34 protein-coding genes are annotated in these 23,053 nt (G+C 61.0%); 27 read left to right on the top strand and 7 right to left on the bottom strand.

The features are described 5' to 3' along the window. Window positions 1-3: 3 nt before the first annotated feature. The 12 genes from JLK41_RS12285 to JLK41_RS12230 all read left to right on the top strand — a co-directional run bounded on the left by JLK41_RS12285 (window position 4) and on the right by JLK41_RS12230 (window position 9,257). Window positions 4-552, top strand: a complete 549-nt coding sequence (locus JLK41_RS12285) for a hypothetical protein (RefSeq protein WP_210391112.1) — start codon at window positions 4-6, stop codon at window positions 550-552. Continuing rightward, on the top strand, window positions 552-1,184 hold the full coding sequence (locus JLK41_RS12280) for a hypothetical protein (RefSeq protein WP_210391111.1): 633 nt from the start codon (window positions 552-554) through the stop codon (window positions 1,182-1,184). Before JLK41_RS12285 ends, JLK41_RS12280 begins: the two co-directional genes overlap by 1 nt. Next, window positions 1,184-1,750 (top strand): DUF4376 domain-containing protein, encoded by a 567-nt coding sequence (locus JLK41_RS12275; RefSeq protein ID WP_210391110.1) that lies wholly within the window; start codon window positions 1,184-1,186, stop codon window positions 1,748-1,750. The genes JLK41_RS12280 and JLK41_RS12275 overlap by 1 nt, the downstream gene beginning before the upstream one ends. A gap of 213 nt (window positions 1,751-1,963) precedes the next feature. Next, window positions 1,964-3,157 (top strand): phage tail sheath protein, encoded by a 1,194-nt coding sequence (locus JLK41_RS12270; protein ID WP_210391109.1) that lies wholly within the window; start codon window positions 1,964-1,966, stop codon window positions 3,155-3,157. Window positions 3,158-3,203: 46 nt separating this feature from the next. Beyond that, complete coding sequence (locus JLK41_RS12265) at window positions 3,204-3,719, top strand: phage major tail tube protein (RefSeq protein ID WP_210391108.1); 516 nt, start codon at window positions 3,204-3,206, stop codon at window positions 3,717-3,719. Between the two features lie 78 nt (window positions 3,720-3,797). Then, window positions 3,798-4,103, top strand: a complete 306-nt coding sequence (locus JLK41_RS12260) for a phage tail assembly protein (protein ID WP_210391107.1) — start codon at window positions 3,798-3,800, stop codon at window positions 4,101-4,103. A gap of 8 nt (window positions 4,104-4,111) precedes the next feature. Next, window positions 4,112-4,234 carry a GpE family phage tail protein gene (locus JLK41_RS12255; protein ID WP_210391106.1) on the top strand — a complete coding sequence of 41 codons (123 nt, stop codon included), beginning with the start codon at window positions 4,112-4,114 and terminating at the stop codon, window positions 4,232-4,234. Continuing rightward, window positions 4,224-6,761 carry a phage tail tape measure protein gene (locus tag JLK41_RS12250; protein WP_244976500.1) on the top strand — a complete coding sequence of 846 codons (2,538 nt, stop codon included), beginning with the start codon at window positions 4,224-4,226 and terminating at the stop codon, window positions 6,759-6,761. The genes JLK41_RS12255 and JLK41_RS12250 overlap by 11 nt, the downstream gene beginning before the upstream one ends. A gap of 6 nt (window positions 6,762-6,767) precedes the next feature. Further along, the gene (locus JLK41_RS12245) at window positions 6,768-7,196 is read left to right on the top strand and encodes a phage tail protein (RefSeq protein WP_210391105.1); all 429 of its coding nucleotides are present in this window, start codon (window positions 6,768-6,770) and stop codon (window positions 7,194-7,196) included. A 29-nt stretch (window positions 7,197-7,225) separates the two neighbouring features. Further along, complete coding sequence (locus tag JLK41_RS12240; protein WP_210391222.1) at window positions 7,226-8,221, top strand: phage late control D family protein; 996 nt, start codon at window positions 7,226-7,228, stop codon at window positions 8,219-8,221. 64 nt (window positions 8,222-8,285) lie between these two features. Continuing rightward, complete coding sequence (locus tag JLK41_RS12235; RefSeq protein WP_210391104.1) at window positions 8,286-8,915, top strand: hypothetical protein; 630 nt, start codon at window positions 8,286-8,288, stop codon at window positions 8,913-8,915. A gap of 15 nt (window positions 8,916-8,930) precedes the next feature. Beyond that, a complete protein-coding gene (locus JLK41_RS12230) occupies window positions 8,931-9,257 on the top strand; it encodes a helix-turn-helix domain-containing protein (protein ID WP_210391103.1) in 327 nt (108 codons plus the stop codon). A gap of 31 nt (window positions 9,258-9,288) precedes the next feature. Here the strand turns inward: JLK41_RS12230 and JLK41_RS12225 are convergent, their stop codons facing one another. From JLK41_RS12225 to JLK41_RS12210, 4 genes are all read right to left on the bottom strand, one after another. Then, a complete protein-coding gene (locus JLK41_RS12225; protein ID WP_210391102.1) occupies window positions 9,289-9,717 on the bottom strand; it encodes a hypothetical protein in 429 nt (142 codons plus the stop codon). A 1-nt stretch (window position 9,718) separates the two neighbouring features. Beyond that, the gene (locus JLK41_RS12220; protein WP_210391101.1) at window positions 9,719-10,147 is read right to left on the bottom strand and encodes a hypothetical protein; all 429 of its coding nucleotides are present in this window, start codon (window positions 10,145-10,147) and stop codon (window positions 9,719-9,721) included. A 211-nt stretch (window positions 10,148-10,358) separates the two neighbouring features. Next, window positions 10,359-10,544, bottom strand: coding sequence for a hypothetical protein (locus JLK41_RS12215; protein WP_210391100.1), 186 nt, complete (start codon window positions 10,542-10,544; stop codon window positions 10,359-10,361). Between the two features lie 69 nt (window positions 10,545-10,613). Continuing rightward, the gene (locus JLK41_RS12210; RefSeq protein WP_210391099.1) at window positions 10,614-11,102 is read right to left on the bottom strand and encodes a hypothetical protein; all 489 of its coding nucleotides are present in this window, start codon (window positions 11,100-11,102) and stop codon (window positions 10,614-10,616) included. A gap of 164 nt (window positions 11,103-11,266) precedes the next feature. Here JLK41_RS12210 and JLK41_RS12205 point away from each other — a divergent pair, with 164 nt between their 5' ends. Further along, window positions 11,267-12,271, top strand: a complete 1,005-nt coding sequence (locus JLK41_RS12205) for a DNA cytosine methyltransferase (protein ID WP_210391098.1) — start codon at window positions 11,267-11,269, stop codon at window positions 12,269-12,271. A gap of 20 nt (window positions 12,272-12,291) precedes the next feature. Here the strand turns inward: JLK41_RS12205 and JLK41_RS12200 are convergent, their stop codons facing one another. The 3 genes from JLK41_RS12200 to JLK41_RS12190 all read right to left on the bottom strand — a co-directional run bounded on the left by JLK41_RS12200 (window position 12,292) and on the right by JLK41_RS12190 (window position 14,795). Continuing rightward, window positions 12,292-13,245 (bottom strand): hypothetical protein, encoded by a 954-nt coding sequence (locus tag JLK41_RS12200; protein WP_210391097.1) that lies wholly within the window; start codon window positions 13,243-13,245, stop codon window positions 12,292-12,294. Further along, complete coding sequence (locus JLK41_RS12195) at window positions 13,235-14,392, bottom strand: hypothetical protein (protein ID WP_210391096.1); 1,158 nt, start codon at window positions 14,390-14,392, stop codon at window positions 13,235-13,237. The genes JLK41_RS12200 and JLK41_RS12195 overlap by 11 nt, the downstream gene beginning before the upstream one ends. Before the next feature lie 70 nt (window positions 14,393-14,462). After that, a complete protein-coding gene (locus JLK41_RS12190; RefSeq protein ID WP_210391221.1) occupies window positions 14,463-14,795 on the bottom strand; it encodes a helix-turn-helix domain-containing protein in 333 nt (110 codons plus the stop codon). A gap of 80 nt (window positions 14,796-14,875) precedes the next feature. Here JLK41_RS12190 and JLK41_RS12185 point away from each other — a divergent pair, with 80 nt between their 5' ends. The 14 genes from JLK41_RS12185 (at window position 14,876) to JLK41_RS12125 (ending at window position 22,901) form a co-directional block, all read left to right on the top strand. Further along, window positions 14,876-15,076 carry a DNA-binding protein gene (locus tag JLK41_RS12185; RefSeq protein ID WP_210391220.1) on the top strand — a complete coding sequence of 67 codons (201 nt, stop codon included), beginning with the start codon at window positions 14,876-14,878 and terminating at the stop codon, window positions 15,074-15,076. A gap of 29 nt (window positions 15,077-15,105) precedes the next feature. Then, entirely contained in the window at window positions 15,106-15,576 is a 471-nt protein-coding gene (locus JLK41_RS12180) for a YmfL family putative regulatory protein (protein ID WP_210391095.1), read from the top strand. Next, window positions 15,573-15,881, top strand: coding sequence for an ogr/Delta-like zinc finger family protein (locus JLK41_RS12175; RefSeq protein WP_210391094.1), 309 nt, complete (start codon window positions 15,573-15,575; stop codon window positions 15,879-15,881). The genes JLK41_RS12180 and JLK41_RS12175 overlap by 4 nt, the downstream gene beginning before the upstream one ends. Next, the gene (locus tag JLK41_RS12170; protein ID WP_210391093.1) at window positions 15,878-16,096 is read left to right on the top strand and encodes a hypothetical protein; all 219 of its coding nucleotides are present in this window, start codon (window positions 15,878-15,880) and stop codon (window positions 16,094-16,096) included. The genes JLK41_RS12175 and JLK41_RS12170 overlap by 4 nt, the downstream gene beginning before the upstream one ends. Window positions 16,097-16,171: 75 nt before the next feature. Continuing rightward, window positions 16,172-16,405 carry a hypothetical protein gene (locus JLK41_RS12165; RefSeq protein WP_047589226.1) on the top strand — a complete coding sequence of 78 codons (234 nt, stop codon included), beginning with the start codon at window positions 16,172-16,174 and terminating at the stop codon, window positions 16,403-16,405. A 5-nt stretch (window positions 16,406-16,410) separates the two neighbouring features. Continuing rightward, on the top strand, window positions 16,411-19,122 hold the full coding sequence (locus JLK41_RS12160; protein ID WP_210391092.1) for a toprim domain-containing protein: 2,712 nt from the start codon (window positions 16,411-16,413) through the stop codon (window positions 19,120-19,122). A gap of 48 nt (window positions 19,123-19,170) precedes the next feature. Continuing rightward, window positions 19,171-19,296 (top strand): hypothetical protein, encoded by a 126-nt coding sequence (locus JLK41_RS25460; protein ID WP_280527703.1) that lies wholly within the window; start codon window positions 19,171-19,173, stop codon window positions 19,294-19,296. A 53-nt stretch (window positions 19,297-19,349) separates the two neighbouring features. Then, complete coding sequence (locus JLK41_RS12155) at window positions 19,350-19,706, top strand: DUF7673 family protein (protein WP_244976498.1); 357 nt, start codon at window positions 19,350-19,352, stop codon at window positions 19,704-19,706. A 53-nt stretch (window positions 19,707-19,759) separates the two neighbouring features. After that, window positions 19,760-20,713 carry a hypothetical protein gene (locus tag JLK41_RS12150; RefSeq protein WP_210391091.1) on the top strand — a complete coding sequence of 318 codons (954 nt, stop codon included), beginning with the start codon at window positions 19,760-19,762 and terminating at the stop codon, window positions 20,711-20,713. 61 nt (window positions 20,714-20,774) lie between these two features. Continuing rightward, on the top strand, window positions 20,775-21,029 hold the full coding sequence (locus tag JLK41_RS12145; RefSeq protein WP_210391090.1) for a hypothetical protein: 255 nt from the start codon (window positions 20,775-20,777) through the stop codon (window positions 21,027-21,029). Then, window positions 21,019-21,609, top strand: coding sequence for a hypothetical protein (locus JLK41_RS12140; RefSeq protein ID WP_210391089.1), 591 nt, complete (start codon window positions 21,019-21,021; stop codon window positions 21,607-21,609). The genes JLK41_RS12145 and JLK41_RS12140 overlap by 11 nt, the downstream gene beginning before the upstream one ends. After that, window positions 21,606-22,460 (top strand): DNA adenine methylase, encoded by an 855-nt coding sequence (locus JLK41_RS12135; RefSeq protein WP_210391088.1) that lies wholly within the window; start codon window positions 21,606-21,608, stop codon window positions 22,458-22,460. Before JLK41_RS12140 ends, JLK41_RS12135 begins: the two co-directional genes overlap by 4 nt. Then, complete coding sequence (locus JLK41_RS12130) at window positions 22,457-22,702, top strand: type II toxin-antitoxin system HicA family toxin (RefSeq protein ID WP_210391087.1); 246 nt, start codon at window positions 22,457-22,459, stop codon at window positions 22,700-22,702. The genes JLK41_RS12135 and JLK41_RS12130 overlap by 4 nt, the downstream gene beginning before the upstream one ends. Next, window positions 22,695-22,901, top strand: coding sequence for a DUF7696 family protein (locus JLK41_RS12125; RefSeq protein ID WP_210391086.1), 207 nt, complete (start codon window positions 22,695-22,697; stop codon window positions 22,899-22,901). Before JLK41_RS12130 ends, JLK41_RS12125 begins: the two co-directional genes overlap by 8 nt. Window positions 22,902-23,053: the final 152 nt, after the last annotated feature.

Genomic DNA, 23,053 nt, shown 5'->3' with positions numbered 1-23,053 from the left:
CCCATGATCGACAACCGCACGCCCAACTACAGCTGGCCGCTGATCCACCCGGACAACGACCAGGAGGACGACGTCCCACGGCTGCTGCTGACCCTGCTACAGATCGATGCGCTGATCGCCAGCATTCAGCTTGACCTGGCCCTGATCAGTCCCGAGGCCATCGGCGCGCTGCCGGTCGCTGGCACCGCCGTGGCCGCCGAGCGCCTGGCCACGGCCCGCCGCATCAACGGCGTGCTGTTCAACGGCACGCAAGACATCACCATCAGCACCGGGGAATTTGTTGCGGTGCCGGCACCGGACGACGTGACGCTCGCCCCCCTGGGATTTGCCCAGATCACCAACGCCGATGCCCCTGTCACCGTCAGCCTGCCGGCGGCGCCGGAGGCCGGGCAAGAAGTCATGGTCGGCAACCTCACCGGTCGGCTCGATCACCGCATTGCAGTCGACAAGATCAACGGGCGCGCCACCGACGGCCACCTCACCCTCAACAAGGCGTTTGTAATCGTGCGGCTGCGGTTCATCAGCGCCGACTACGGCTGGAGCATTCTGTAATGACCAATCTGACGCAGTTCATCAACGGCGGCATGCTGTTGAAACAGCAGATCATCACCGCCAACGGGGATTGGGACCGACCTGTTGGCCTGGCCGGCAATACCGTCTATGTGACGTTGATTGGTGGTGGAGAGGGCTGTGGCACGAACACCCCCACAGCAGGAAACGGCGGTGAATACTTCATTCGAGTGCCGGTTGATATCGGTGATGACATGTCGGTGCCGTGTACGATTGGCGCTGGCGGGATCGGCGCCGGGACATCATCGACCTCCTATAGCCCAGGCGGGACCACTTCCTTCGGTGCTTTCATTTCGGCGCTTGGTGGCAGTACCAGCGCCGGAGTCGGGACCCCTGGCGGAGGTCGCCAAAATAACAGCACCAATCCGACTCCTGTGCAGAACGGATCGGACACCCCCCTGGGTTATGGGGGGAAAGTTATTGCATACACCAGTTCCACCCTAGTGGCTGGCGGCGGTGGGGGTTTGATTCTGGATACCAGTCGCACTGTTGGGCAAACGACTAGCGCCATGTCAGCAGCCATGGGGTATGGCGCCGGTGCTAACTACTCGGCGGGCCTGGTGCGCAACGGCGCCCCCGGCGCAATCCTGATCGAATGGCCGGAGGTGGTCTGATGGCACGCTATGCATTGATCGTCGCCGGCATCGTTCACAGCACGCCCGAGTATGCCGAGCGTCCCGAGTTCGCCCCCAGCATCGTCCTGATCGAACTGCCGGAGGGATCACCGGTCGCACCGGGCTGGCTGTATGACGGCGCGCAGTTCACCGCGCCCGCACCGCAACCTGTACCACTGCCCACCAGCGCAGACGTGGACGCCGAGCGCGACCGGCGCATTTCCGCCGGCTTCATGTTCCAGGGCGTGCGCTATCAGTCCCGCCTGCCATCTGCCAACCAGCCAGGCGACTGGGACGTGTTCAGCGGCAAAGCGCTGGAGGCACTCATCGCCATCATGGCCGGCGCGCTGGCCGGTGATCTGCGCTGGTCTGATCCGGCGGCAGACTTCGCCTGGATCGCCGCCGACAACTCCCGCGTGCCCATGGATGCACAAACCGTGATCGAGCTGGGCAAGGCAGCAGCCGCGCACCGCTCGGCCCACACCTTCGCCGGCAGTGACCTCAAGGCCATGGCCACCATCCCAGCGGACTACACCGCCGACCACTGGTGGCCCGCTATCAACTAAATGCAAACATTCAATGCGACAACCCGAAATGGCTGCATGACTATAATCAGGACGTGAACCGCAGCCTTCAGCTTTACTCCCTTGCCGGCCCTCCCCAGCGCCGGCTTTTTTTTGGTTGTAACGCCCCCCGCTACAACCACCGGCCCTCGCTCAAACATCGCGCGCGCGACACGCTAAAGGCTCACTGATCCGCCCCAGCAGGAGCCCCCAACTATGTCCGCCACTGGCTACCACCACGGCGTGCGCGTTGTCGAAGTCAACGAAGGCACGCGCCCCATTCGCACCCCAGCCACCGGCGTGGTCGGCATGGTTTGCACCGGCAGCGATGCCGACGAAACGGTTTTCCCCCTCAACAAGCCGGTATTGCTCACCGACGTGCTCAGCGCCACCGGCAAGGCTGGCACCCTGGGCACACTGGCGGCCAGCCTCGACGCCATTGCCGACCAGGCCAACGCCATCACCGTCGTGGTACGTGTGGCCGATGGCGAGGGTGCCGACGACGCCGCCAAAGCAGCGGACCAGGCCACCAAGGTCATCGGCGGCGTGGACGACCAAGGCCGTTACACCGGCCTCAAGGCCCTGCTCGCAGCCGAGGCGCAACTCGGCGTAAAACCGCGCGTGCTCGGCGTGCCGGGGCTGGACTCGCTGCCCGTGGTCCAAGAGCTGATCATCACCGCGCAGAAGCTGCGCGGCTTCGCCTACGCCAACTGCTGGGACTGCGCCACCGTCTCCGACGCCATCGCCTACCGCGAGGCCTTCGCCGCCCGTGAGCTCATGCTTATCTGGCCCGACTTCATCGAGTGGAACACCGCCAGCAACAGCGAGCACGTCGCCAGCGCTGCCGCCCGCGCCCTCGGCCTGCGCGCCCGCATCGACGCCGAAACGGGCTGGCACAAGACCCTGTCCAACGTCGCCGTAAACGGCGTGACGGGCCTCTCGCGTGACGTGCATTGGGATCTGCAAAGCCCCGACACCGAAGCCGGCCTGCTCAACGCCAGCGAGATCACCACCCTGATTCGCCGCGAGGGCTTCCGCTTCTGGGGCTCGCGCACCTGCGCAGACGATCCGCTGTTCGCCTTCGAGAACTACACCCGCACCGCCCAGGTGCTGGCCGACACCATGGCCGAGGCGCAATTCTGGGCCATGGACCGCCCCATGCACCCCTCCCTGGTGCGCGACATGGTCGAGAGCATCAACGCCAAGTTCCGCGAGCTGATTCGCGGCGGCTACCTGATCGGCGGGGAATGCTGGTACGACCCAGCCGCCAACGACAAAGACACCCTCAAGGCCGGCAAGTTGTACCTCGACTACGACTACACCCCCGTCCCGCCGCTTGAAGACCTCACCCTGCGCCAGCGCATCACCGACCGCTACCTCGTCGACTTCGCCGCGCGCGTGACCGGCTGAGCCCAACAACCCAGCGCGGCCAGGGCCGCGCCACCGGAGAGCCACCATGGCACTGCCTAAAAAACTCAAGAACATGAACCTGTTCTACAACGGCCACAGCTACATGGGCGTGGTTGCGGCCGCCACCGTGCCCAAGCTGGCCCGCAAGATGGAGGCCTATCGCGGCGGCGGCATGAGTGGCCCGGTCAAGGTCGACCTCGGCCACTCCGATGACGGCCTGCAGATGGACTACACCCTCGGCGGCCTCGTACTGCTGGAGCTGCGCAGCTTCGGCGCCGTGCGTGCCGACGCCGTACAGCTGCGTTTCGCCGGCTCCTACCAGCAGGACGACACCGGCACGGTGACGCCGGTCGAAGTCGTCGCCCGTGGCCGCATCGAAGAACTCGACATGGGCGAAGCCAAGCCCGGCGAAAACACTGAGCACAAGGTCAGCATGACCCTCAGCTACTACAAGCTGATCGTTAATGGTCGCGTCGAGATCGAAATCGACCTGCTCAACATGATTTACATCGTCGACGGCGTGGACCTCGAAGCCGAGCACCGCGCCGCCATCGGCCTGTAACCCCCATAACCCACCCGCGAAGCTGGCCTCGGCACTCCTGCGCCGCTGGCCAGCACCTACAGCAAAAGGAAAACCAGCATGGAAACCAAAAACCCGAACGAAGAAGTGGTCCCGCTCGACACAGCCATCCAGCGCGGCGAAACCACCATCACCGAAATCACCCTGCGCAAGCCCAACAGCGGCGCCCTGCGCGGCGTCACCCTGCTCGATCTGGCACAGATGGACGTGCTCGCCCTGCGCAAGGTGCTGCCGCGCATCTCCGAGCCCACCCTCACCGACCACGAAATCGGCCAGATGGACCCCGCCGACCTCACTGCCTGCGCCGTAGTGGTGGCCAGTTTTTTGGTGCAGAAGTCGGCGCGCGAGGCTGCCCTCACTGCGTAGAAGACGCCATGGCAGACCTCGCCCTGGTATTTCACTGGCAGCCGGCGTCCATGGACGCCCTGCCACTGGCAGAACTGATCGACTGGCGCGAACGGGCCAGAGCAAGGTGGGAGCAAGACGATGGCGCGTGACCTCAAGATGCAACTGGTCCTGCAGGCCATCGACAAAGCCACGGCCCCCATCCGCGCCATCACTCAGGGCAGTAGCGGGCTCGGGCGGGCGCTCAAGGCCAGCCGCGACCAGCTCAAGTCGCTGAACGCCCTGCAAAACGACATCAGCAGCTACAAGAAACAGCACACCGCCGTTCGCGAGACGTCCGAGCAACTCGCCAACGCCCAGCAGCGCATGCGGGGTATGCGTGAACAGCTCAAGGGCATGACGGCGCCCTCTGCGGCGTTCCAAAAGAGCTTCCTCAACGCCAGCAGGGAAGTGGATCGCCTATCGCGAAAGCACCAGGAGCAGCGAGCGGAGCTGCGCCAATCCATTACCCGTTTCAAGGAAGCGGGCATCAGCACGTCGTCACTCAAGAGCCGTGAGAAGACGCTCGGCGATGAGATCGACGCCGTAAACCGCAAGATCAAGGCCCAGAAGGATCGGCTGGCCGAGCTGACCCGCCAACAGGAACGCCTGGCCCGAGCGAAGCAACAGTACCAGCGCACCCAGGGCCTGTCCGGCAGCATGGCCGCCAGTGGTGCCGGTGGGCTTGCGACCGGTAGTAGCATTCTCTACAGCGGTGCGCGCTTGCTCGCCCCTGGCGTCGCCTACGGCGCGCAGATGAGCGAGCTGCAGGCCATCACCCGCCTGAACAAAGACGACGAGCGCTTCAAGGCGCTGAAGGGCCAAGCGCGCGAGCTGGGCGCATCCACCGCATTCAGCGCCAACGAGGTCGGCGCCGGGCAAACCTTCCTGGCGCGCGCCGGCTTCACACCCGAGGCAATCCGCGCCTCGATGGGCGACATTCTCGACTTGGCCTTGGCCAACAACACCGACCTGGCCCGCACGGCGGATATCGCCTCGAACATCAGCAGCGCCTTCAAGATCGACCCCGAGGTCCAAGGCAACATCACCCGCGTGGCCGACGTGCTGTCCGGCACCGCCGCACGCGCCAACGTAGACCTGGAGATGCTCGGCGAAACCATGAAGTACATGGGTTCCGCCGAAGGCCTGGGGCTTACTCTGGAGCAAGCCGCCGCCATGTCCGGACTGCTCGGCAACATCGGCATCCAGAGCAGCCAGGCCGGCACAACCATGCGTGCCATGCTCAACCGGCTCTCGGCCCCGGTGGGTGCTGCGAAAAAATCCATTGCCGCGCTTGGCCTGGAGATCGCCAACGCTGACGGCAACATGCGCGACATCCCTGACTTGCTCGGCGAGATCGCCCGCAAAACCAAAGACATGGGCAACGTCGAACGGGCCGCTCACCTCACGGCCATCTTTGGTGTCGAGCCAGGCTCAGGCATGGCCGAACTGATCAACCAGAAGGGCCTGGGCGGCCTGGACAAGCTCCTGCAGGAGCTGATGAACGTACAGGGCGAGAACGCCCGTATGGCCAAGGTCATGGCCGACAACATCGACGGCGACCTGAAGGGCCTGAGCAGCGCGTGGGAAGAAGTCGGCAACACCATCGCAGACGCCAACGAAGGCCCGCTGCGCGACTTCATCCAGAGCATCACCGGTGTGGTTCGCGGTATCAGCGCCTGGATGAAGGAGAATCCCCGGCTCACCGCGCAGATACTGAAAACCATCGCGGGCTTGGGCATGCTGCTGGCCATCGGTGGCGGCCTCACTGTCATGCTCGCATCAGTCATCGGCCCCTTCGCCATGGTGCGCTACGGCATGATGCTGCTGAGCATCAAAAGCCTCGGCTTGGTCAGCTCCATTAAAACCGTTGGTACTGTGTTGTTGTGGCTCGGCCGGCTGGCCTTGGCCAACCCTATCGGCCTGGTCATCACCGCACTGGTGGCAGGTGCCTACCTCATCTACCGCAACTGGGATCGCGTCGTCGCGTTCTTCTCCGGCATCTGGGCTGAACTCAAGGCCGGCGCCAATGGCGGCATTTCCGGCATCACTACCACCCTGCTCAACTTCAGCCCGTTGGGCCTGTTCTACCGCGCCTTTGCCGCCGTCATGAACTACTTCGGCCTTGAGCTACCGGGCAGATTCAGCGAGTTCGGCGGCATGCTCATCGACGGCCTGGTGAACGGCATCACCAACGGCCTCGGGCGCGTCAAGGGCGCGATCGAGAACGCCGGCGGCGCCACCATCGGCTGGTTCAAGGACAAGCTCGGCATTCGCAGCCCGTCGCGCGTGTTCGCCACCCTGGGTGACGACACCATGGCGGGGCTGGCCGTGGGCCTGCGCCGCAGTGAGGCGCGCCCACTCCAACAACTGGCGAGCACCGCCAAGCAGCTCACCACCGCCGGCGCCATCACCCTGGCCACCGCTGGCAGCAGCCTGGCCATGGACAACCGCCCGCCACTGGGCGCCCGTCATGCCCCCGCCGCGCAGCTCAGCCAGCCGGCGCCGGTCACCATCCACGTTCACCCCAGCGCCGGCATGGACGAGCAATGCCTCGCCCGCCTGGTGGCCATCGAGGTCGCCCGCCAGCAGCACGCCCAGCAGGTGCGCAGCCGCAGCAGCCTGCAGGACCAGGAGTAACCCCGCATGATGATGTCCCTGGGCATGTTCGTGTTCAGCCTCGAAAGCCTCGCCTACCAGCAGCTCCAGCGACAAACCGACTGGCGCCACCCCAGCACCAGCCGCATCGGCGCGCCGCCCGCCTCGCAGTTCCTGGGCCGTGGGGAGGATGAAATCACCCTCCCTGGCGTGCTTTTCCCCGGCCTGGTCGGCAGCGTGCGCAGCCTCGACAAACTGCGCGACATGGCCGACACCGGCGCCGCCTGGCCCATGGTGGACGGCAACGGCTACGTGCTGGGCGCCTGGGTCATCGTCGCGCTCAGTGAGACGCGCGCCGAGTTCTTCCAGGACGGCACCGCACGCCGCTATGAGTTCTCCCTCAAGCTCAAGCGCGTGGATGAACGCCGCGTCGACCAGCTCGGCAGCAACGCCAGCGGCCTCTGGGGGCTGCTGTGACAGCGGAGCGCGCCAACTACCCGCACCCCATGTGCCGGGTGGTGGTCGGTGGCGTCGACATCACCAGCAAGGTTACCCAACGGCTGATCAGCCTCGACCTCACCGACAACAAGGGCATGGAGGCCGATCAGCTCGACCTGCGCCTCACCGACCACGACGGGCTGCTCGCCATCCCCCCAACCGGGGCCAGCATTCGCTTGTGGCTGGGCTGGAGTGATACCGGGCTGGTCGACAAAGGCGCCTTCACCGTGGACGAAACCGAGCACAGCGGCGCGCCCGACGTGCTCAGCATCCGCGCCCGCAGCGCGGACCTGCGCGGCAACCTCAAGAGCAAGCGTGAGCAAAGCTGGCACGACACCACACTCGGCCTGGTGGTCGCCGAGGTCGCCGCCCGCAACGGCCTACTGCCGCTGATCGCCCCCCAGCTCGCCCTTGTTTCCCTGCCGCACCTGGACCAAGCCAACGAGTCAGATACCAACCTGCTAACCCGCCTGGGCCGGGAGCATGATGCCATCGCCACCATCAAGGCCGGGAGTATCCTGTTCATGCCGGCCGGCGGCTCGATCACCGCCAGCGGCCTGGCCCTGCCACACGTTCACCTCACCCGCGCAGACGGCGACAGCCACCGCTACCTGCAGGCCGACCGCGACAGCTACACTGGCGCCAAGGCCTACTACTACACCGTGGCAGGCGGGCAAAAGCGCGAGGCCATCGTCGGCGCCGGCGACAACCTCAAGGAACTGCGCCACGTCTACGCCGACCGCTCCAGCGCCCTGCGCGCCGCACGGGCCGAATGGCGGCGCATCCAGCGCGGCAACGCCACGCTCAGCTACACCCTCGCCCACGGCAGGCCCGAGCTGCTGCCCGACCAGACCTTCACCCTCACCGGCATAAAACCCGAGATCGCCGCCATCAACTGGCTGGTGGAGCGCATCCGTCACAGCTACACGCCGGACAGCTTCACCACATCCCTGGAGCTGACCAGCAAAGCAGCTGACGAAGGCGATACCTCCCTATTGGAATAGATCAGGGCTGCATACAGGCAAGGTTGATGGCAAAATCCGAGGTTTACATCAGTGGATTCAGCAAATGGAACTTGTAGACACAATTATTGAGCTGCTAAAGAGCGATCTTGGGATTGGCACGATTCTTACTATAGTAGTCGCCCGCATAGGCAAGGCCTTGAGTATGTGGAGCAACATACTTGAACTGCATGACAAAAGCTTTGTGCGTCGAAAGCTCGACAAGATCAAGAACCTGCGCAAAGACACATCAGACGAAGATGTCCTGGCCACCTATCTAGATCGTCAACTCAACAGCGAAAAATTCCGGATTGCCTCGGGCATCTCTGCCAATCCAGTAGAGATGGCTTGGCTTATCCAACTGGACAAAACCGGCCTATGGAATCAAAAACAGATAAAAGCTGTTGCAAGATACCTTACAACTGACCAAGACACTAAGACCGCCAGGCTGACCATCAGCAAACCGGATCAATTAGGTGCCCGCCTTAGCATAATAGCGGGTGCAATCATGCTGGCACTCGGGGCTTTCTTCTGGATAAGCTTATATATAAAGGCTGGTACATTAGGCCTCTACGCGGGAGCACCTATATTCGTTGCATACACAGTCGCGGCCGTTATGTTCTCGGGCGGCTTCATTAACTACAAAGTCGCTCGAAAGATCGAAGCCTACCTCAAGCGCAACCCCTTACCTGCATAAACATCGGCGAAAACAATGAGCACGCCTAATCACGTCCAGATCATCTACGGGCCGGACGGTGCGCCGGCCTTCGTCGTCATTCCCTATGCAGACTATGTGGCCACACAGCCGCGGGACGCTCCAGTGCCCAATGAAGTAGTGGGTTACATGGTGAAAGAAGGCTTGACCGCTGTCGGGGCCTGGCGCCGCCACCTGGGCTTTTCGCAAGCCGAGGTGGCGGAGCGCATTGGCATCAGCCGGGCGGCCTACGCGCAGCAGGAACAGGCGAAGAAACCACGCAAACCCACCCGCGAGAAGATCGCCGCAGCCTTCGGTATCAGCCCCGAGCTGCTCGACCTGTAAACGACGAAGCCCCGCGCTCGGCGGGGCTTTTCTAGTCGGGGCATTCAGCAGTGTTTGAAAAATCAGCTGTGCTTTCTGCAAAGGCAACGTTGATTTTGTCGATCAGCCAGCGGTCATCGCTCGCAACATACTTGAGCTTAAAGACCACCGGAGCACTCTCTTTGTCGTACCCATTAATGCTCAGGCAGCCTTCATTCTGCGTAGAGAACTCGTAATGGCTATCAACTCGCCGCATGTAATCTTTAAATAGTAACTGCTGCCTAGCGTCCGGGTTGGTTTTATAATTCTCTCCCAGCAGGGACGGGCTGAAAAACTGATGCGCCACATCAAGGACATTGTTGTTGCTAGCGACTTCATTATAGGTTGAAAATGCTTTGTAGATTGGGGTGTTTGAGCGCTGTTCAGTTACGCAGCCGACGATAGACGACGCACATAGAATGCCGGCAAATACCTTCTTCATATCATCGCCCCATTATGTTCTGCAGTTCAGCTTCATAGGCGTCGTGACGCCCATCAAAGGCTCTAGCAGCACGACACAGCAAACCCGAGCACGATGTTATCAGCTGCTTCAAGTCAAACATCCCGCTCACACTTAAAGAAAGATACTCCAAGCCAAAACTTGCAGTATAGCCAACCTGCATTCCATCTCTATTCTCAAAGCTAACGCTAATGTTTTTTACTTTAGCGCCAATGGTTTTCAGCGCTGGAGCCCCGCTAAACGTAAGATAACCCGCAGATCCAGATAAAGTTGCATTACCGTCTTGATCCACCGCCAGCTTCGCATGACCTGCTTTCGCCAATATCTTTACCGTAACGTCCTTATCTTTTGAGTAAGCCAGCTCCAAGAGTTTTGCGACGGTTATTTTTGCTTCAGCCCTTTCAAATGACATGAGATATCCCTAATCAATTTCCATACCGCTGTTTATTACAGCAGTACAAAGCTACATAAGAGCTATTGCCTCTACAGGAATCTGCTCGCACAACGTGTTACTTAGTAACCAAGGGCGTGATCAAGTTCACGAAATACTTACGAATGCATACCGCCACCGGCACTTTGACAGCTGCGCAAAAGCAAGCCCCGCAATAGCGGGGCCTGATCATTCACTTGGGTGAATCTCGCGTCGCCAGCGCCTCGATCGCACGGCGCATAAACGCCTGTTCGCCCTGGTCTAGCTGGCGGTAGAACCGCAGCAGCAGCCTTTCCTCCGGCGTCAGATACTCCCTCTCCGGCTGTGCAACCCGCTCCGCCAGTTGCTCCCCTACAGCCGTTTTTACATCGGTGTTCATCTGCATACTCCGTTAATGGCAGTTGAACCCTGACCATAACGGCGGCTTTCAGAATCCCAAGGGCACAGCCTAAAGCGGGTCGCCCACCAGCACCGCTTTACCGATATCGCCCTCGCAGCCATCCTCACCGGGATGCCATTCCAGCGTGGCACTCTCGCCAACTAGATCCACATACAGAAAGCGCTGAAGACACTCCCCCATGCCATCCGTATTGATAGCCACCAGGCGCTGGTCATCCCAGGTGGTCACCTCATAGTCGAACGCCTGCGCTTCCAGATCCTCGCCGCTGTCGTGGTGCAGTAGCGAGGCGTAGGCCTCAAAGCAGGTCTGCCGTTCACGGTTGCAGATAATTTCCGACGCATTCGTGGTGCCGTGGTCATAGCCTGCAACCGTGCGCCAACCGCCAGAAAGGGCTAGGCCGTTGCTCTGGTCAATTCGCAGCGGGGGAATGGTGGTGGCGGTGCGCTCCAACGGCGCAGGACTGACGATCCAGGCGGCCGCATAAGCGGCCACCAGGGCAGAAGCGAGGGCAACGGAGAGGTAGCGAAGAATGGGCATGGTCGTATTCCTTTTCGTGGGTGGCGCCGTCCTGGCACAGCAATTGTAGACCATGTGAACCGGAGCAAAAGGCCAGCTTTACTTCTTGTAAATTTGTAGTGACAACACTTGTAAACACTGTCTTCAAGCCCCGTATAATCGCGGCCGATGATAGGGAGGCACGAATGCCAACAGCTGTATCACTTTTCTCGGGTTGTGGCGGATCGGACGCAGGCGTCATCGCGGCCGGCTTTGACGTCATTATGGCCAACGACATCCTGCCCTATGCGCGTGACGTCTACCTGGCAAATTTCCCGGAAACCGACTACCGCCTTGGCGATATCTGCGGCATTCAGGACTTCCCTGCGGCCGACCTTCTAGTTGGCTGCTACCCCTGCCAAGGCTTCAGCCAAGGCGGCGCCCGCGAGGCCAACCGGAAAATCAACACACTCTATCTTGAGTTCGCACGTGCGTTGGGCATCATCCAGCCGCGTGCATTCATAGCAGAGAACGTTTCAGGGCTGCGCCGCAGCACCTATCGCCACCTGCTTGAGGATCAACTCGCCAAGTTCTCGGAAGCAGGCGAGCACGGTTACAACGTCTACTGGCGCCAGATCAATGCCCATGAATACGGCGTTGCACAAGAGCGCAAGCGGGTTGTCATCGTAGGTATTCGCAAGGACATGAACGCCGAGTTTGAATTCCCGGCGGCTACTCATGGCCCGGAGGCTGATCAGCCCTTTTTCAGCATCGGAGAAGCCCTGGAAGGTTTGCCAGAATGGCCTGAAGGCGAGTTCTGCGAAGACCCATTCCACTGGTACTACCTATCGCGCAACCGCCGCAGGGACTGGAGCGAAATCAGCAAAACGGTTGTCAGCCATATGAGACACATGCCACTGCATCCGGTGAGCCCTGTCCTAAAACGGATTCACACCGACAAGTGGGAATTTGAGACGGATGCGCCCGCTCGCCGCTTCTCCTTCCGTGAGGCCGCACGCCTCCAGGGCTTCATGCCACGCTACACCACTCACGGCGGAGATATGATCTTCCCCGACACAGTGGAGAGCCGTACCAAGGACGTTGCTTACAACATGCTGAGACAGCGTTACAAGGTAGTGGGCAACGCTGTACCACCACCTATGTTTGAGGCAGTGGCCGGTGCACTGCCTGATATCTGGGAAGATGAATAAAAGGGGCGTTACAGCCCCTTTTATTTTAATGCCTTAACCATCTGTGCATTTATATCTAGCAACTGAGACCTGAACATAGAATTAATGTGATTAGAGTTTCTTTCACACAACAGCGACAGCCTTGCACGATCCAAGACAATACCGACTTCGGTACTCAACTTTGCTATAACCAAATGTCCTGGTATATGACGAGGAACTGCAAATGCAGGCGTAAACTCAACAAAAGAGACCGGCTGAATATACTCGTTTAGCTTCTTTGCAGACAAATCACCGAGTTTATCTTGCCAATTCTCCCCGCAAGCACACTGACCAAGGATCATAAGCTGTCCTAGCCTTTGATCCTGAAAGCACTTCCAAGCAACAAAATCCAGGCCATAGTCTTTAACATTAACGGGATCTTTGACATCCGCATAAGCAAAACGAGGCGCCCAAATAAATTCACCGCACATAGCGTTTATTTGAGCAATCATCCCTTTAAAGGATGCAGGCTCATTATGCCTTCTAGGCCAACCGCAGCGCACGCTTTTCGCATGCCCGCCCAAATACAAACGAGTGGCCTCTGCCGAAATATATTCAAACAGAACTGCAGCCTCGTCAAAAATCGCACTACTTTTATTAATGAGAGTTGTAAGCAGGCAAAACTCATAAACCAACGTACTGCTTTTACGGTATCGAATAGAGGAAAGATCTACAGAAAAGGGGTATGAACGACCGGAAATAGTAGATCGCCTACTAATCTCTTCAAGTACAGGCCCAACAACAAAATCAAGCGCCTCCTCCTCAGCAACCCAAGTATAATCATGGCCTGGCAAGTCTGCATGATGCTCGTCAGCCATGATGTCGTCTTGCACACCTGCATCAACAGGAGAAGCCCCATTTATAATGGCGTTCAACTCTGTCTGATCAGCATTACTAGCCGCAGAAAATAAAACACCACGCCGATCCCAAGCAACATTATCCGTATTATAAATCATCTGGCAGAGTTATATCCGAATCACTGTAATTCTTGAGGCGACCGTAAACATCGACACTGCGGTTCACTATAGCCTTTCCCGAGGGCAGCAAAGCGGCTGCATCAGCGATTGACAATGACCTATCAGCAAGAAGCTCCAATGCCCGGGTCAAGTTAGCCTCAATCTCACCAAAGGCCTTAGTTAACTGATCTACTGGCGCCCTAGTAAGCTCCTCAATTCTTCCAATCGAGTAACCTTGAGCAAGAAGGTTTCTCTTAACAGGATCAGCCAAGGCACCTGCCAAAGTACTTAATTGACGAGAATCATCAATTGCCGGCAACTTAGATGTAATCTTGTTACCAAACATATAGGTAACAGCTGCAGCACTGTCTGCCCGCTTGTCCGCCTTAACGGGCTTCGGATTCGTTGGCTCATTACCAACAAGACCAAGCCACTCCCTGACTTGAGGATAATTTAAAAGTGTATAGACCCAAGAGAAAGGAAAGAGGGGGTTACTACCTCGCCCTTTTCTTAAGCTGCTTGCAGGGTCAAAAAGCCCTTCATCACGCAACTGATTAATAAAATAGAAACCCTCAAGCAGCCTTTCAATTGTCCTATTTTTATCCCCAGTAACCTGGCTGATCTGATCGAGATTCATCTCGCCACTTCTGATAATTTCATCGATCCATGCGGCTTTGGCGTAAGAATCCCACGCCTTAGCAGACATAATGTGACGAACACCCAAATAGGAATGCAAGAGCGTACGGTCTTCGTTGTGCTCGAACACCTGCACAGGGACTTTAGTGTCCTCAGTCCATATGTCTTTACATTTTCCGGCAAATTTCTCACCGAGGACAGTTTGATTCTTAGAGCGATCAGCGCCGGCAAGAATCAGGCACGCTGCCAAACGGCGATTACCTTCAACAACGACATATTCATTGTCACTATTTTTTAGCGCAATTAGCGGCTCAGCAGAAAAATATCCATTATAAGCCAGTGAACTTATGACATCTTCTACGCCAAAATTTTCAACAATAAAATCCACTACATCAGTTTGATTCCGGCGCGCCCCCTTTTCCATCCCAAAGCGAGGGTTATTAACATCAAGATTTAAGTCCTTCAGAGAGACCAGACTTATTTCTTTTCCAGTATCATTATTTTGAACCACTGTCTGACTCCGTAGAATTCATAGCAATGTCGGTCTTTAGGCACAGTGCCACGACTCGGGAGCACCGAATTCATCCATTCCTAAGAACGCTCGCCAAAGCAGACACCATTTTATGGGTATGCTGCCGTTCACTCTCTGGCAACTGGCGGTAGTGCTCGATTAAGTCGCTTTCGTCGCTATCAAGGCTGCTGCTGGGCTTAGGCGTGCGCTGGCCCGTAACCACATACAGCACGTCAACGCCCTTCTCTGCCACCGCCGCCAGATAGGCCGCATCGGGGTAGCGCTCCCCTTTTTCGTAGTTGCCCTGGGCGTTCGCCTTAACCCCGCCCAGCTCACCGAAAGCGCCCTGGTTGAGGCCAAGTCGCTCCCGCTCTTCGCGCAGGCGCTCGCCAATTCCACTCATTTGGATAGAAAACCCCATTGACACCACTCATTTGAGTGGTAATCTGTGCGCCATTGAATGCTTTTGAATGGTTTTGAATGATGCACGCCATCCGTACCCCAGCACAAGCAAAGGCCTGGATCGAAAGCCAGGGCAAAACCGTTAAGGAATTTGCCGAAGCCAACGACCTCGATCTGCACACCACCTATCAAGTGCTCGCCGGCACCAAGAAAGGCAGAAGCGGCAAGGCCCACAAAGCCGCCGTCCTACTCGGCATCAAGGAAGGCACGGTCGCACAGTAGTGCGCCAGGCCAAGGGGGGAAACGAGAAGATGAAGCGCCCGATTCTTGATAGCCGCCGCCGCGCCGTGCTGGCCGTGGTGGCCGCCTTCCCAGGGGGCCGCGAGTGCGCTGCCACCTGCCTGGGGCTGGACCTCAAGCCGTTCGACAACAAGCTGTACGAGAACCCCGGCCACCGCCCACTGACGGACGAGCAAGTGCGCCAGTTGGAGACGGTCGCCGGCACCACCTACCTGCCCGACTACCTAACCGGCCTCTACAACGGTGTGTTTGTCGCCATGCCTGAACCGGCCGACACGGACAACATCGACCTGCTGGCCCGCGCCATGGGGACAGCGGTCAAGCGCGGCAAGGTCGACGCGATGATCCTCAAGGCGCTGGAGGACGGCGAAATCAGCGAGGCCGAACTGGCCAGCATCATCGCCGCCCATCGCCAGCACATCGCCGCACGCCATGCCGAAGTTGGCGCCATCCTCGCCCTGCACAGGAAGCCCCAGCCATGACAGTCCCAACCGGTGGCGGCTACCGCGCCCTTTGCCCTGCCTGCCGCAGCCCAATGCGTATTCGCGGCAGCAAGGACCAGGCAGCGACGTTCAAGACCATGTATGCCCAATGCACCAACGTGGCTTGCAGTGCGGCCTATACCGGCTCGCTGAGCTGGGACTATGCCCTTAGCCCGTCCGGCCTCGACGCGCCCCGCGTCGTGCTGCCCCTGGCACCCTCCGCACGGCGTCAGCAGGCGCAGCGCGATAGTCGCCCCGAGTCCAACCAGCTGGACCTACTCGACGCCCAGGAGGCCAGCACATGAACACCGCCCAGCCACTGCCGCATGACTACCGCAGCCAGATGCAGAGCCTGGCCAGGGCCTATGTGCTGACCCATCGTGACGAGCACCTCAGCGACTCGGAGCAACTGGCCGTGCGCGCCACTCGCCACCTGGTGCACAAGTACGACGTACCGCTGTTTCTGGCCCCGCGCCTGGTGGCCCTGGCAATCAGCGAGCTACCTCCGCCCGCTTCATAACCGTTAAACGCACCACCTACCGCCCTGCCCGCCTCGCGTGGGTAAGGGGAAGTTGCACCCCAAAGGAGGCCCTGTATGGCCGATGTGACCATCGCAATGACGCTCAGCACTACGCAGGCGCGGGCCTTCCTTCGTTACCAGCTCAATCAATACGAGGTTCTCATGGCCGAGGTCTGGCACTCCGATCGTTACCGCACCGTGCCCGAGGGCATGCGTGGCCCACGTGTGCTGAAGGACTACCCGCACATTGCCGGCTTGCACCGCTCTATCCGCGCACTGCGCAAGCAGCTGCAGGAGGCGCAGGCGTGAAAGCCATGGACAAAGCCGTACGCCTGGAGGTGCTGAGCCGCCTGGAGCGCAACTACGGCCTGCAGCAGATGAAGGGCACGCACTACCTGCGCAAGGGCACGTGCCCGGCCTGCGGCAAGAAGGAGCTGTACTCGCGCAGCGACGAGCCCTGGTTCATCAAGTGCGGCCGCGAGAGCAAGTGCGGCGAGCAGTGGCACGTGAAAGAGCTGTTCGAGGATCTGTTCGACGACTGGAGCAAGCGCTCGCCCGCGACCGATGCCGAGCCCAACCGCACAGCGGACGACTACCTGAGCTTTGCCCGCGGCTTCGACCTTGGTTTGATCAAGGGCAGCTACACCCAGGAGAACTACTGGGACCGCGACCTGGGCATCGGCTCGGCCACGGTGCGCTTCGCCCTGGAGCACGGCGGCTACTGGGAGCGCTTGATCGACCGGCCGCACCGCTTCGGCAAGAAGAAGGCGCGCTTCGCCACGGGCAAATCACCCAAGGGCTACTGGTGGTGCCCGCCGGGTGTGGACCTGCTGGCGGTGAAGGAGCTGTGGATCGTCGAGGGCGTCTTCGACGCCATCGCCCTGCTCCACCATGACATTGTGGCGGTATCGGCCATGAGCTCCGGCGCCTTCCCGGCGGAATCGCTCAAGGAACTAGCCCGCCAGCGTGGCGGCAAGCTGCCGCGCCTGGTATGGGCGCTGGACAACGAGCCAGGCGCGCACCGTTACACCCGCAAGCACGTAGCCATGGCCACCGCCCTGGGCTATGAGTGCCGTGCTGCGCAGATTCCTCAGCGTGACCGCAAGGTGGACTGGAACGACCTGCACCAGCGCTGGCAGTTCATCGACAACGCCGAGCAGCGCATCGAGCAGCGTGAGCGCGATATCAAAGCCGCCCGCTATCACGGCGCCCTGCTGCTGGCCGAAAGCGCCGCCGAGAAAGGCGCGCTGATGTACGAATGGCGCGAGCGCCACGAATTCCACTTCGCCTTCGAGAACCGCCTGTACTGGTTCAAGATGGACCTGGAGAAGTTCAACAAGGCGATGCAGCAGCTGGAGGAATCCGAGCGCATCGAAGACCGCCAGCTCACCGACAAACAGCGCCGTGACAAGGCCCTGCGCCAGTGCGGCGCCGTGTCGGAAATCGCCAACTGCTACCCGCGCGCGCTGTACTTCCAGCGCAACGAGCTGACGGACGAAAGCTGGTACTACTTCCGTGTGGACTTCCCGCACGATGAACCCACCGTTCGCAACACCTTCACCGGCGCCCAGGTGGCGGCAGCCAGCGAGTTCAAGAAGCGCTTGTTGGGTATGGCCGCCGGCGCGGTGTTCACCGGCAGCGGTGCGCAGCTGGATAAGATCATGCGCGAGCAGCTGTTCGGCCTGAAAACCGTGCAGACGCTGGATTACGTCGGCTATAGCAAAGAGCACGGCTGCTGGGTGTTCGGTGACCTGGCCGTGCGCGGCGGTGTGGTGGAGAAGGTCAACACAGAGGACTACTTCGAGTTCAAGAAGCTGCGCTTGAAGACGTTGCAGAAGTCCATCCGCATGGAGATCAACGCCGAGGGGCATGACTACCGCACGGACTGGCTCGATTGGCTGTGGCAGTGCTTCGGCGCACAGGGGCTCATTGCCCTGGTGTATTGGTTTGGCTCGCTGTTCGCCGAGCAGATCCGTGCGGAGTTTCAGAGCTTCCCCTTCCTGGAGGTGACCGGCGAGGCCGGCGCGGGCAAGTCCACCTTGCTGATGTTTTTGTGGAAGCTGCTCGGCCGCCAGGACGAGGAAGGCGACGACCCGCTCAAGATGACCAAGGCCGGCCTGCGTCGCTGGCTGAGCCAGACCGCCGGCATGCCGGTGGTGGTGCTGGAAGCCGACCGCAGCGGCGAGGAAGGCGGACCGATGAAGGTGTTCGACTTCGACCAGTTCAAGCCGCTGTACAACGGTCGCGGCCTGGGCCTGACGGGCGTGAAGAACGCCAGCACAGATACCAACGCGCCCCCCTTTCGCGCCGCCCTGGTGTTCAGCCAGAACGCCACCGTAGCGGCGTCCGAGGCGATCCTTACGCGCATCATCAAGCTGCACTTCGTGCGTCCGAACGTCACCAGCGCCAGCCGTGCAGCGGCAGACAACCTGAACCACCTGCAGGCGACGGACGTGAGCCACTTCCTGCTGTTGGCCACCAAGGCCGAACAGCAGGTGCTGGAGGTGTTCCGCAAGCAGGTGAAGGAGCATGAAATCACCCTGCGCGCGATCCGCGACATCCGCATCGAGCGAATCATCAAGAACCACGCGCAGTTGCTCGCCCTGCTCGATGCCCTGCGCCTGATTCTGCCCATCACTGACGAGCAGCACCGCGCCACGCAGCAAGAGCTGATCGCCATGGCAGTGGAACGCCAGGGCGCGGTGAATTCGGACCCCGAGGAAGTGCGCACCTTTTGGGATGTGTACGACTACCTGGAATCCCTTGGTGACAGTGCGGTGGTCAACCACAGCAAGAAGCCGGACGTCATCGCCATCAACCTCAACGAGTTCGCCGAACGCGCTGCCGAGCACAAGCAGAAGCTGGCGGACGTGGCGACCCTGCGCGGCCTGCTGAAGAACAGCCGCTCGCGCCCCTGCATCGACATCAACCGGGCCGTGGATAGCGCCGTGCGCACGGCCTACAACGCCCGCAATCCCCTGGCACCACGCTGCCCCACGGTGAAGTGCTGGATGTTCAAAGCGTAACCCCAACCCGGCGCGGCAACGCCGGCTCAACCCCGAAGGAGAAGCACCATGCAAGTCGACCACGAAACCCGCACAGACAAGGCCATCACGTTGCTCGGCAGCGGCCTTGCGCTCGTTGCTCTGTTCACGCTGTGCAGCGTTGCCCCGGAAGCGCTGCTCGCCATCATCCACTGATCCAGCACGCCCAGGCGCGGCAACGCCTGGGCACCACCCGAAGGAGAACCACCATGCAGTCAGCACACGCCCGCATGCAGGACGACCTAAACCGATTGGCTGTGGAAGAAGCGGAACGCCCATACATCCGCTCCCAAGGTATTGAGGCCTTGCACAAACTGTTGCCAGTCGCCCGGCGCGACACCGGGCAGAGTCGCGTTTGTGCCCAGTTCCTGCTGAGCCTTTACAACGGCAACGCCTTCCCATTTCCCCTCACCGATCTGCGTGGCCTGGACACGCCGCTGTGGGATGCCTGCATTGCGCTGCTGCGCCTTGATCGTCGCCCGGAAATGGAGGTGCACCATTACGTCGAGAACGGCGAGGCCATCTGGTCGGAGCTGAAGCTCAAGTGGGCGCCACGCCCTGACTGACCCGGCCCGCCCTGGTGAGCGACAACTCACCAGGGCACCCTTGGAGAACTGCCATGCACCTACAACCACTCCACCGCTGGCCGCTACTGGCGATGGTCACCGTCCTCGCCGGCGTCACGGCCACGTCGGTGGCGCTGGCCATATCCGCGTTGATAGCAGCGCCCCTTCTCGCAGGCCTATTCGCCTCGGCCGCAGTAGTGCTGGACCTGTTCAAGTACGCCGCCTGGCCACTGGCCCTGATGCTGCTGGCAGCCCGCCGCACACTGGCCGCGCTACTGATGATGGCCAGCGCCCTGGCCCTGGGCGCCGTTTCCGGCTGGGCCACCTATGACCGGCTGATGACCTCGATCATCACCAGCCAGGCCGAGCACCAGGCGCAGCACGGACAACGCCAAGCCGACCTGCTGGAGCTGCGCCAGGCCGACGCCACCCGCATCGAGCAGCTAGACGCCGAAGCGGTCGCCATCCATCACCAGGCAAACGCCCTGCGCGAACGCGGCATGGTCACCCGCGCCCTGGAGCTGGAGGCCGCCGCCCTCGCCCGCATCGACGCCTTGCGCAACGCCGCCCAGCAGCGCCGCGACAGCGCATCGCAGGAACTCACCACCCTGCGCAGCCAACCGGCCAAGGCGGCAGGCCTGTCGACGGAGCTGGCCACCCTGCTGTGCATTGGCTTCGCCCTCGCGCTGGAAGTGGTGCCGGCCATGATCCTCAGCGCCCTGCGCCCCGTTCCCGAAACCGCCCCAGTAACCGTGCAAGCACGCCAGAAACGCGCCGAGGAACGCCCCCAGGAACACCCGGTAACCGAGCCGGAAACGGCTACAGGCACCGGCCTACCGCCCGAGCTGCTGGAGCTGATCTCCCGCACCGATCACGGCGCCAAGCTTGCCGTGCGGCAGGTGGCGAAGGAATTGAGGATGGGCAGCGAAAGAACCACCCGACTGATGCAGCAGGCCGCAGAAGCCGGCCTGCTGAGCAAGACAGCCGCCGGCTACGTGGCGGCATAAAGAAAGGCCCCGGTGAGCGGCAACTCACCAGGGCCGGACCAACCCCGAAAGGAGAACCACCATGCAAGCAGAACCCAAAGAAGTCAGCGCCGACAAGGCTACCACACAGCAACAACGCACACGCCCAACCATGGGCAGCCACAGCCTGGACCTGCCCAGCATTTGCGACATCTGCGGCGGCGCACGCTCTACGCGCAAGCACGCCAAGTGCAGCCGCATTCGCCAGCAAACCAAGCAGACTGAGTGGTCCGCCCTCATGGCCGAACTCGCCGCCAAACGCCTCGCCAAGCAGGAGCGCCGCCGTTATGCACGCTGATTCGGCATCTGTGGCCGTGCTCTTCGCGCGCGCCGACAGCATCTACAAAACCATGTCTGGCTGTGACGTCTACGACATCCAGCGCGACGCTATGACCTTTGCTGGCGGCGCTCCGGTCGTTGCCCATCCGCCATGCAGGGCCTGGGGGCGTCTCCGTCAGTTCGCCAAACCGCGTCTGAACGAAAAGCAGTTGGCGCTGTGGGCAGTTGACCAAGTCCGTGCAAATGGTGGGGTGCTTGAGCACCCTGCCACCAGCCTCTTGTGGCAGGAAAAGCCCCTGCCTGAACCTGGCTATTTCGACGCCTGGGGTGGCTGGACGCTGGTTATTTCGCAGTGGTGGTGGGGACACAAGGCCGACAAGCTGACCCGTCTTTACATCTGCGGTGCCAAACCGGACCAATTGCCGGCTATTCCCTATCGCATGGGCGAGGCCAGCCACGTAATCGCGTCCAGCAAGGCGCGGCAAAAACTACGCTATCGCCCCGAGGTAACCAAACGGGAGCGCGAGGCAACACCGCGTGACCTGGCCGCGTGGCTTATTGAGGTCGCACGCACATGCGGCGCGAGGAATGCGCCATGACCATCATCGCACCGGTTATCCGCTACCACGGCGGAAAGTTTCGGCTTGCCCCGTGGGTAATCGAGCACTTCCCACCCCACCAGGTGTATATCGAGCCATTCGGCGGCGCGGCTGGCGTGCTGATGCAGAAGCCCCGCAGCCATGGAGAGGTTTACAACGACCTGGACGGCGATATCGTCAATCTATTCCGCGTGCTGCAGGACGCAGCACAACGCGACCTGCTGGCCGAACGTCTGGTGCTTACGCCATATGCCCGCGAAGAGTTCGAACAAGCCTGGATCTTCACTGACGAGCCAGTAGAGCGAGCACGCCGCACAGTGATCCGCGCGCAGATGGGCTTCGGCTCGGCTGGAGCCAGCAAAGGCTCCACCGGATTCCGCATTGACTGCTATCGCCAGTACGGTACTGCCCAGCAGCTATGGGCTCGCTACCCGGAACAATTGAGCGCGATCGGCAAACGCCTAGCCGGCGTTCTGATCGAGAACCGGCCGGCGATCGACATCATGCTCGCGCACGACTCGGCCCTCGCACTGCACTACGTCGACCCACCGTACATGCACGACACCCGCGTACGCGGTGCACAGAAGGGCCGGTACTACCGACACGAGCTGGACGACGACCAGCACGCCGAGCTGCTGGGCACCCTCAGCAAGCTGCAGGGCATGGTCGTGCTAAGCGGCTACCCGAGCGACCTTTACCGGGAGTGCCTCGACAGCTGGACGATGAATAGCACTTCGGCCCGGATTAGCGCCGGCCGGGGCGGCGACACCCGCACCGAATGTCTCTGGCTCAACCCAGCGTGCATGGAAGCACTTGCGCGGCGCGGTCTGTCGCTGGAGTTGACTGTATGAACCGCCAAGTCATCACCACCGGCAGGCGATTCGGCAAGCGCCTCTGGCCGCTGTTCAGCTACGCCAAGGCGCACGGCTGGAAGATCACCAAGACCAACGGTGGCCACCTTCGCCTGATCAAGCCTGGCCGCCCTATCGTCCACACCAGCAGCACGCCGAGCGATTGGCGTGCCGTGCGTAACGCCGTCTCCATGCTGGCCCGGGCGGACGGTTATCGCGTACTGGAGGTGGACCGTGGCTGACCAGGCCGACCGCCAACACATGCACGAATGCGAGGCGCGCCACTGGCTGCGCCTCGGCTACACCAGCGCGGCGATGGTCGACGAGCTGCGCGAAAAGATCACCGCCAAGCGTGGCGCCGCTGCGGCCGAGCGGCTGATCGAGGAAATGCGCCGGCAGTGGCAGCGCCGGCGCGAGTGGCTCAGGAGGGAGCATGCCTAGACCAGGACGCGACAAACGCCACTCGACTCTGGCCCGTTCTGCGGCAAGTATACTGGATACTCAACCAGTATTCTTGCGCTATGTACTACGACGTCACCCCGCTCTATCACCTCGGCAAGCGCCGACCCGCGCGCGACGTGCAGGCCAGCCAA

The organism is Ectopseudomonas khazarica, from assembly GCF_017915135.1.
Classification (GTDB): domain Bacteria; phylum Pseudomonadota; class Gammaproteobacteria; order Pseudomonadales; family Pseudomonadaceae; genus Aquipseudomonas; species Aquipseudomonas khazarica.
The sequence above is the reverse complement of the archived record's forward strand: the minus strand, read 5'-3'. Positions and strand labels throughout refer to the sequence as shown.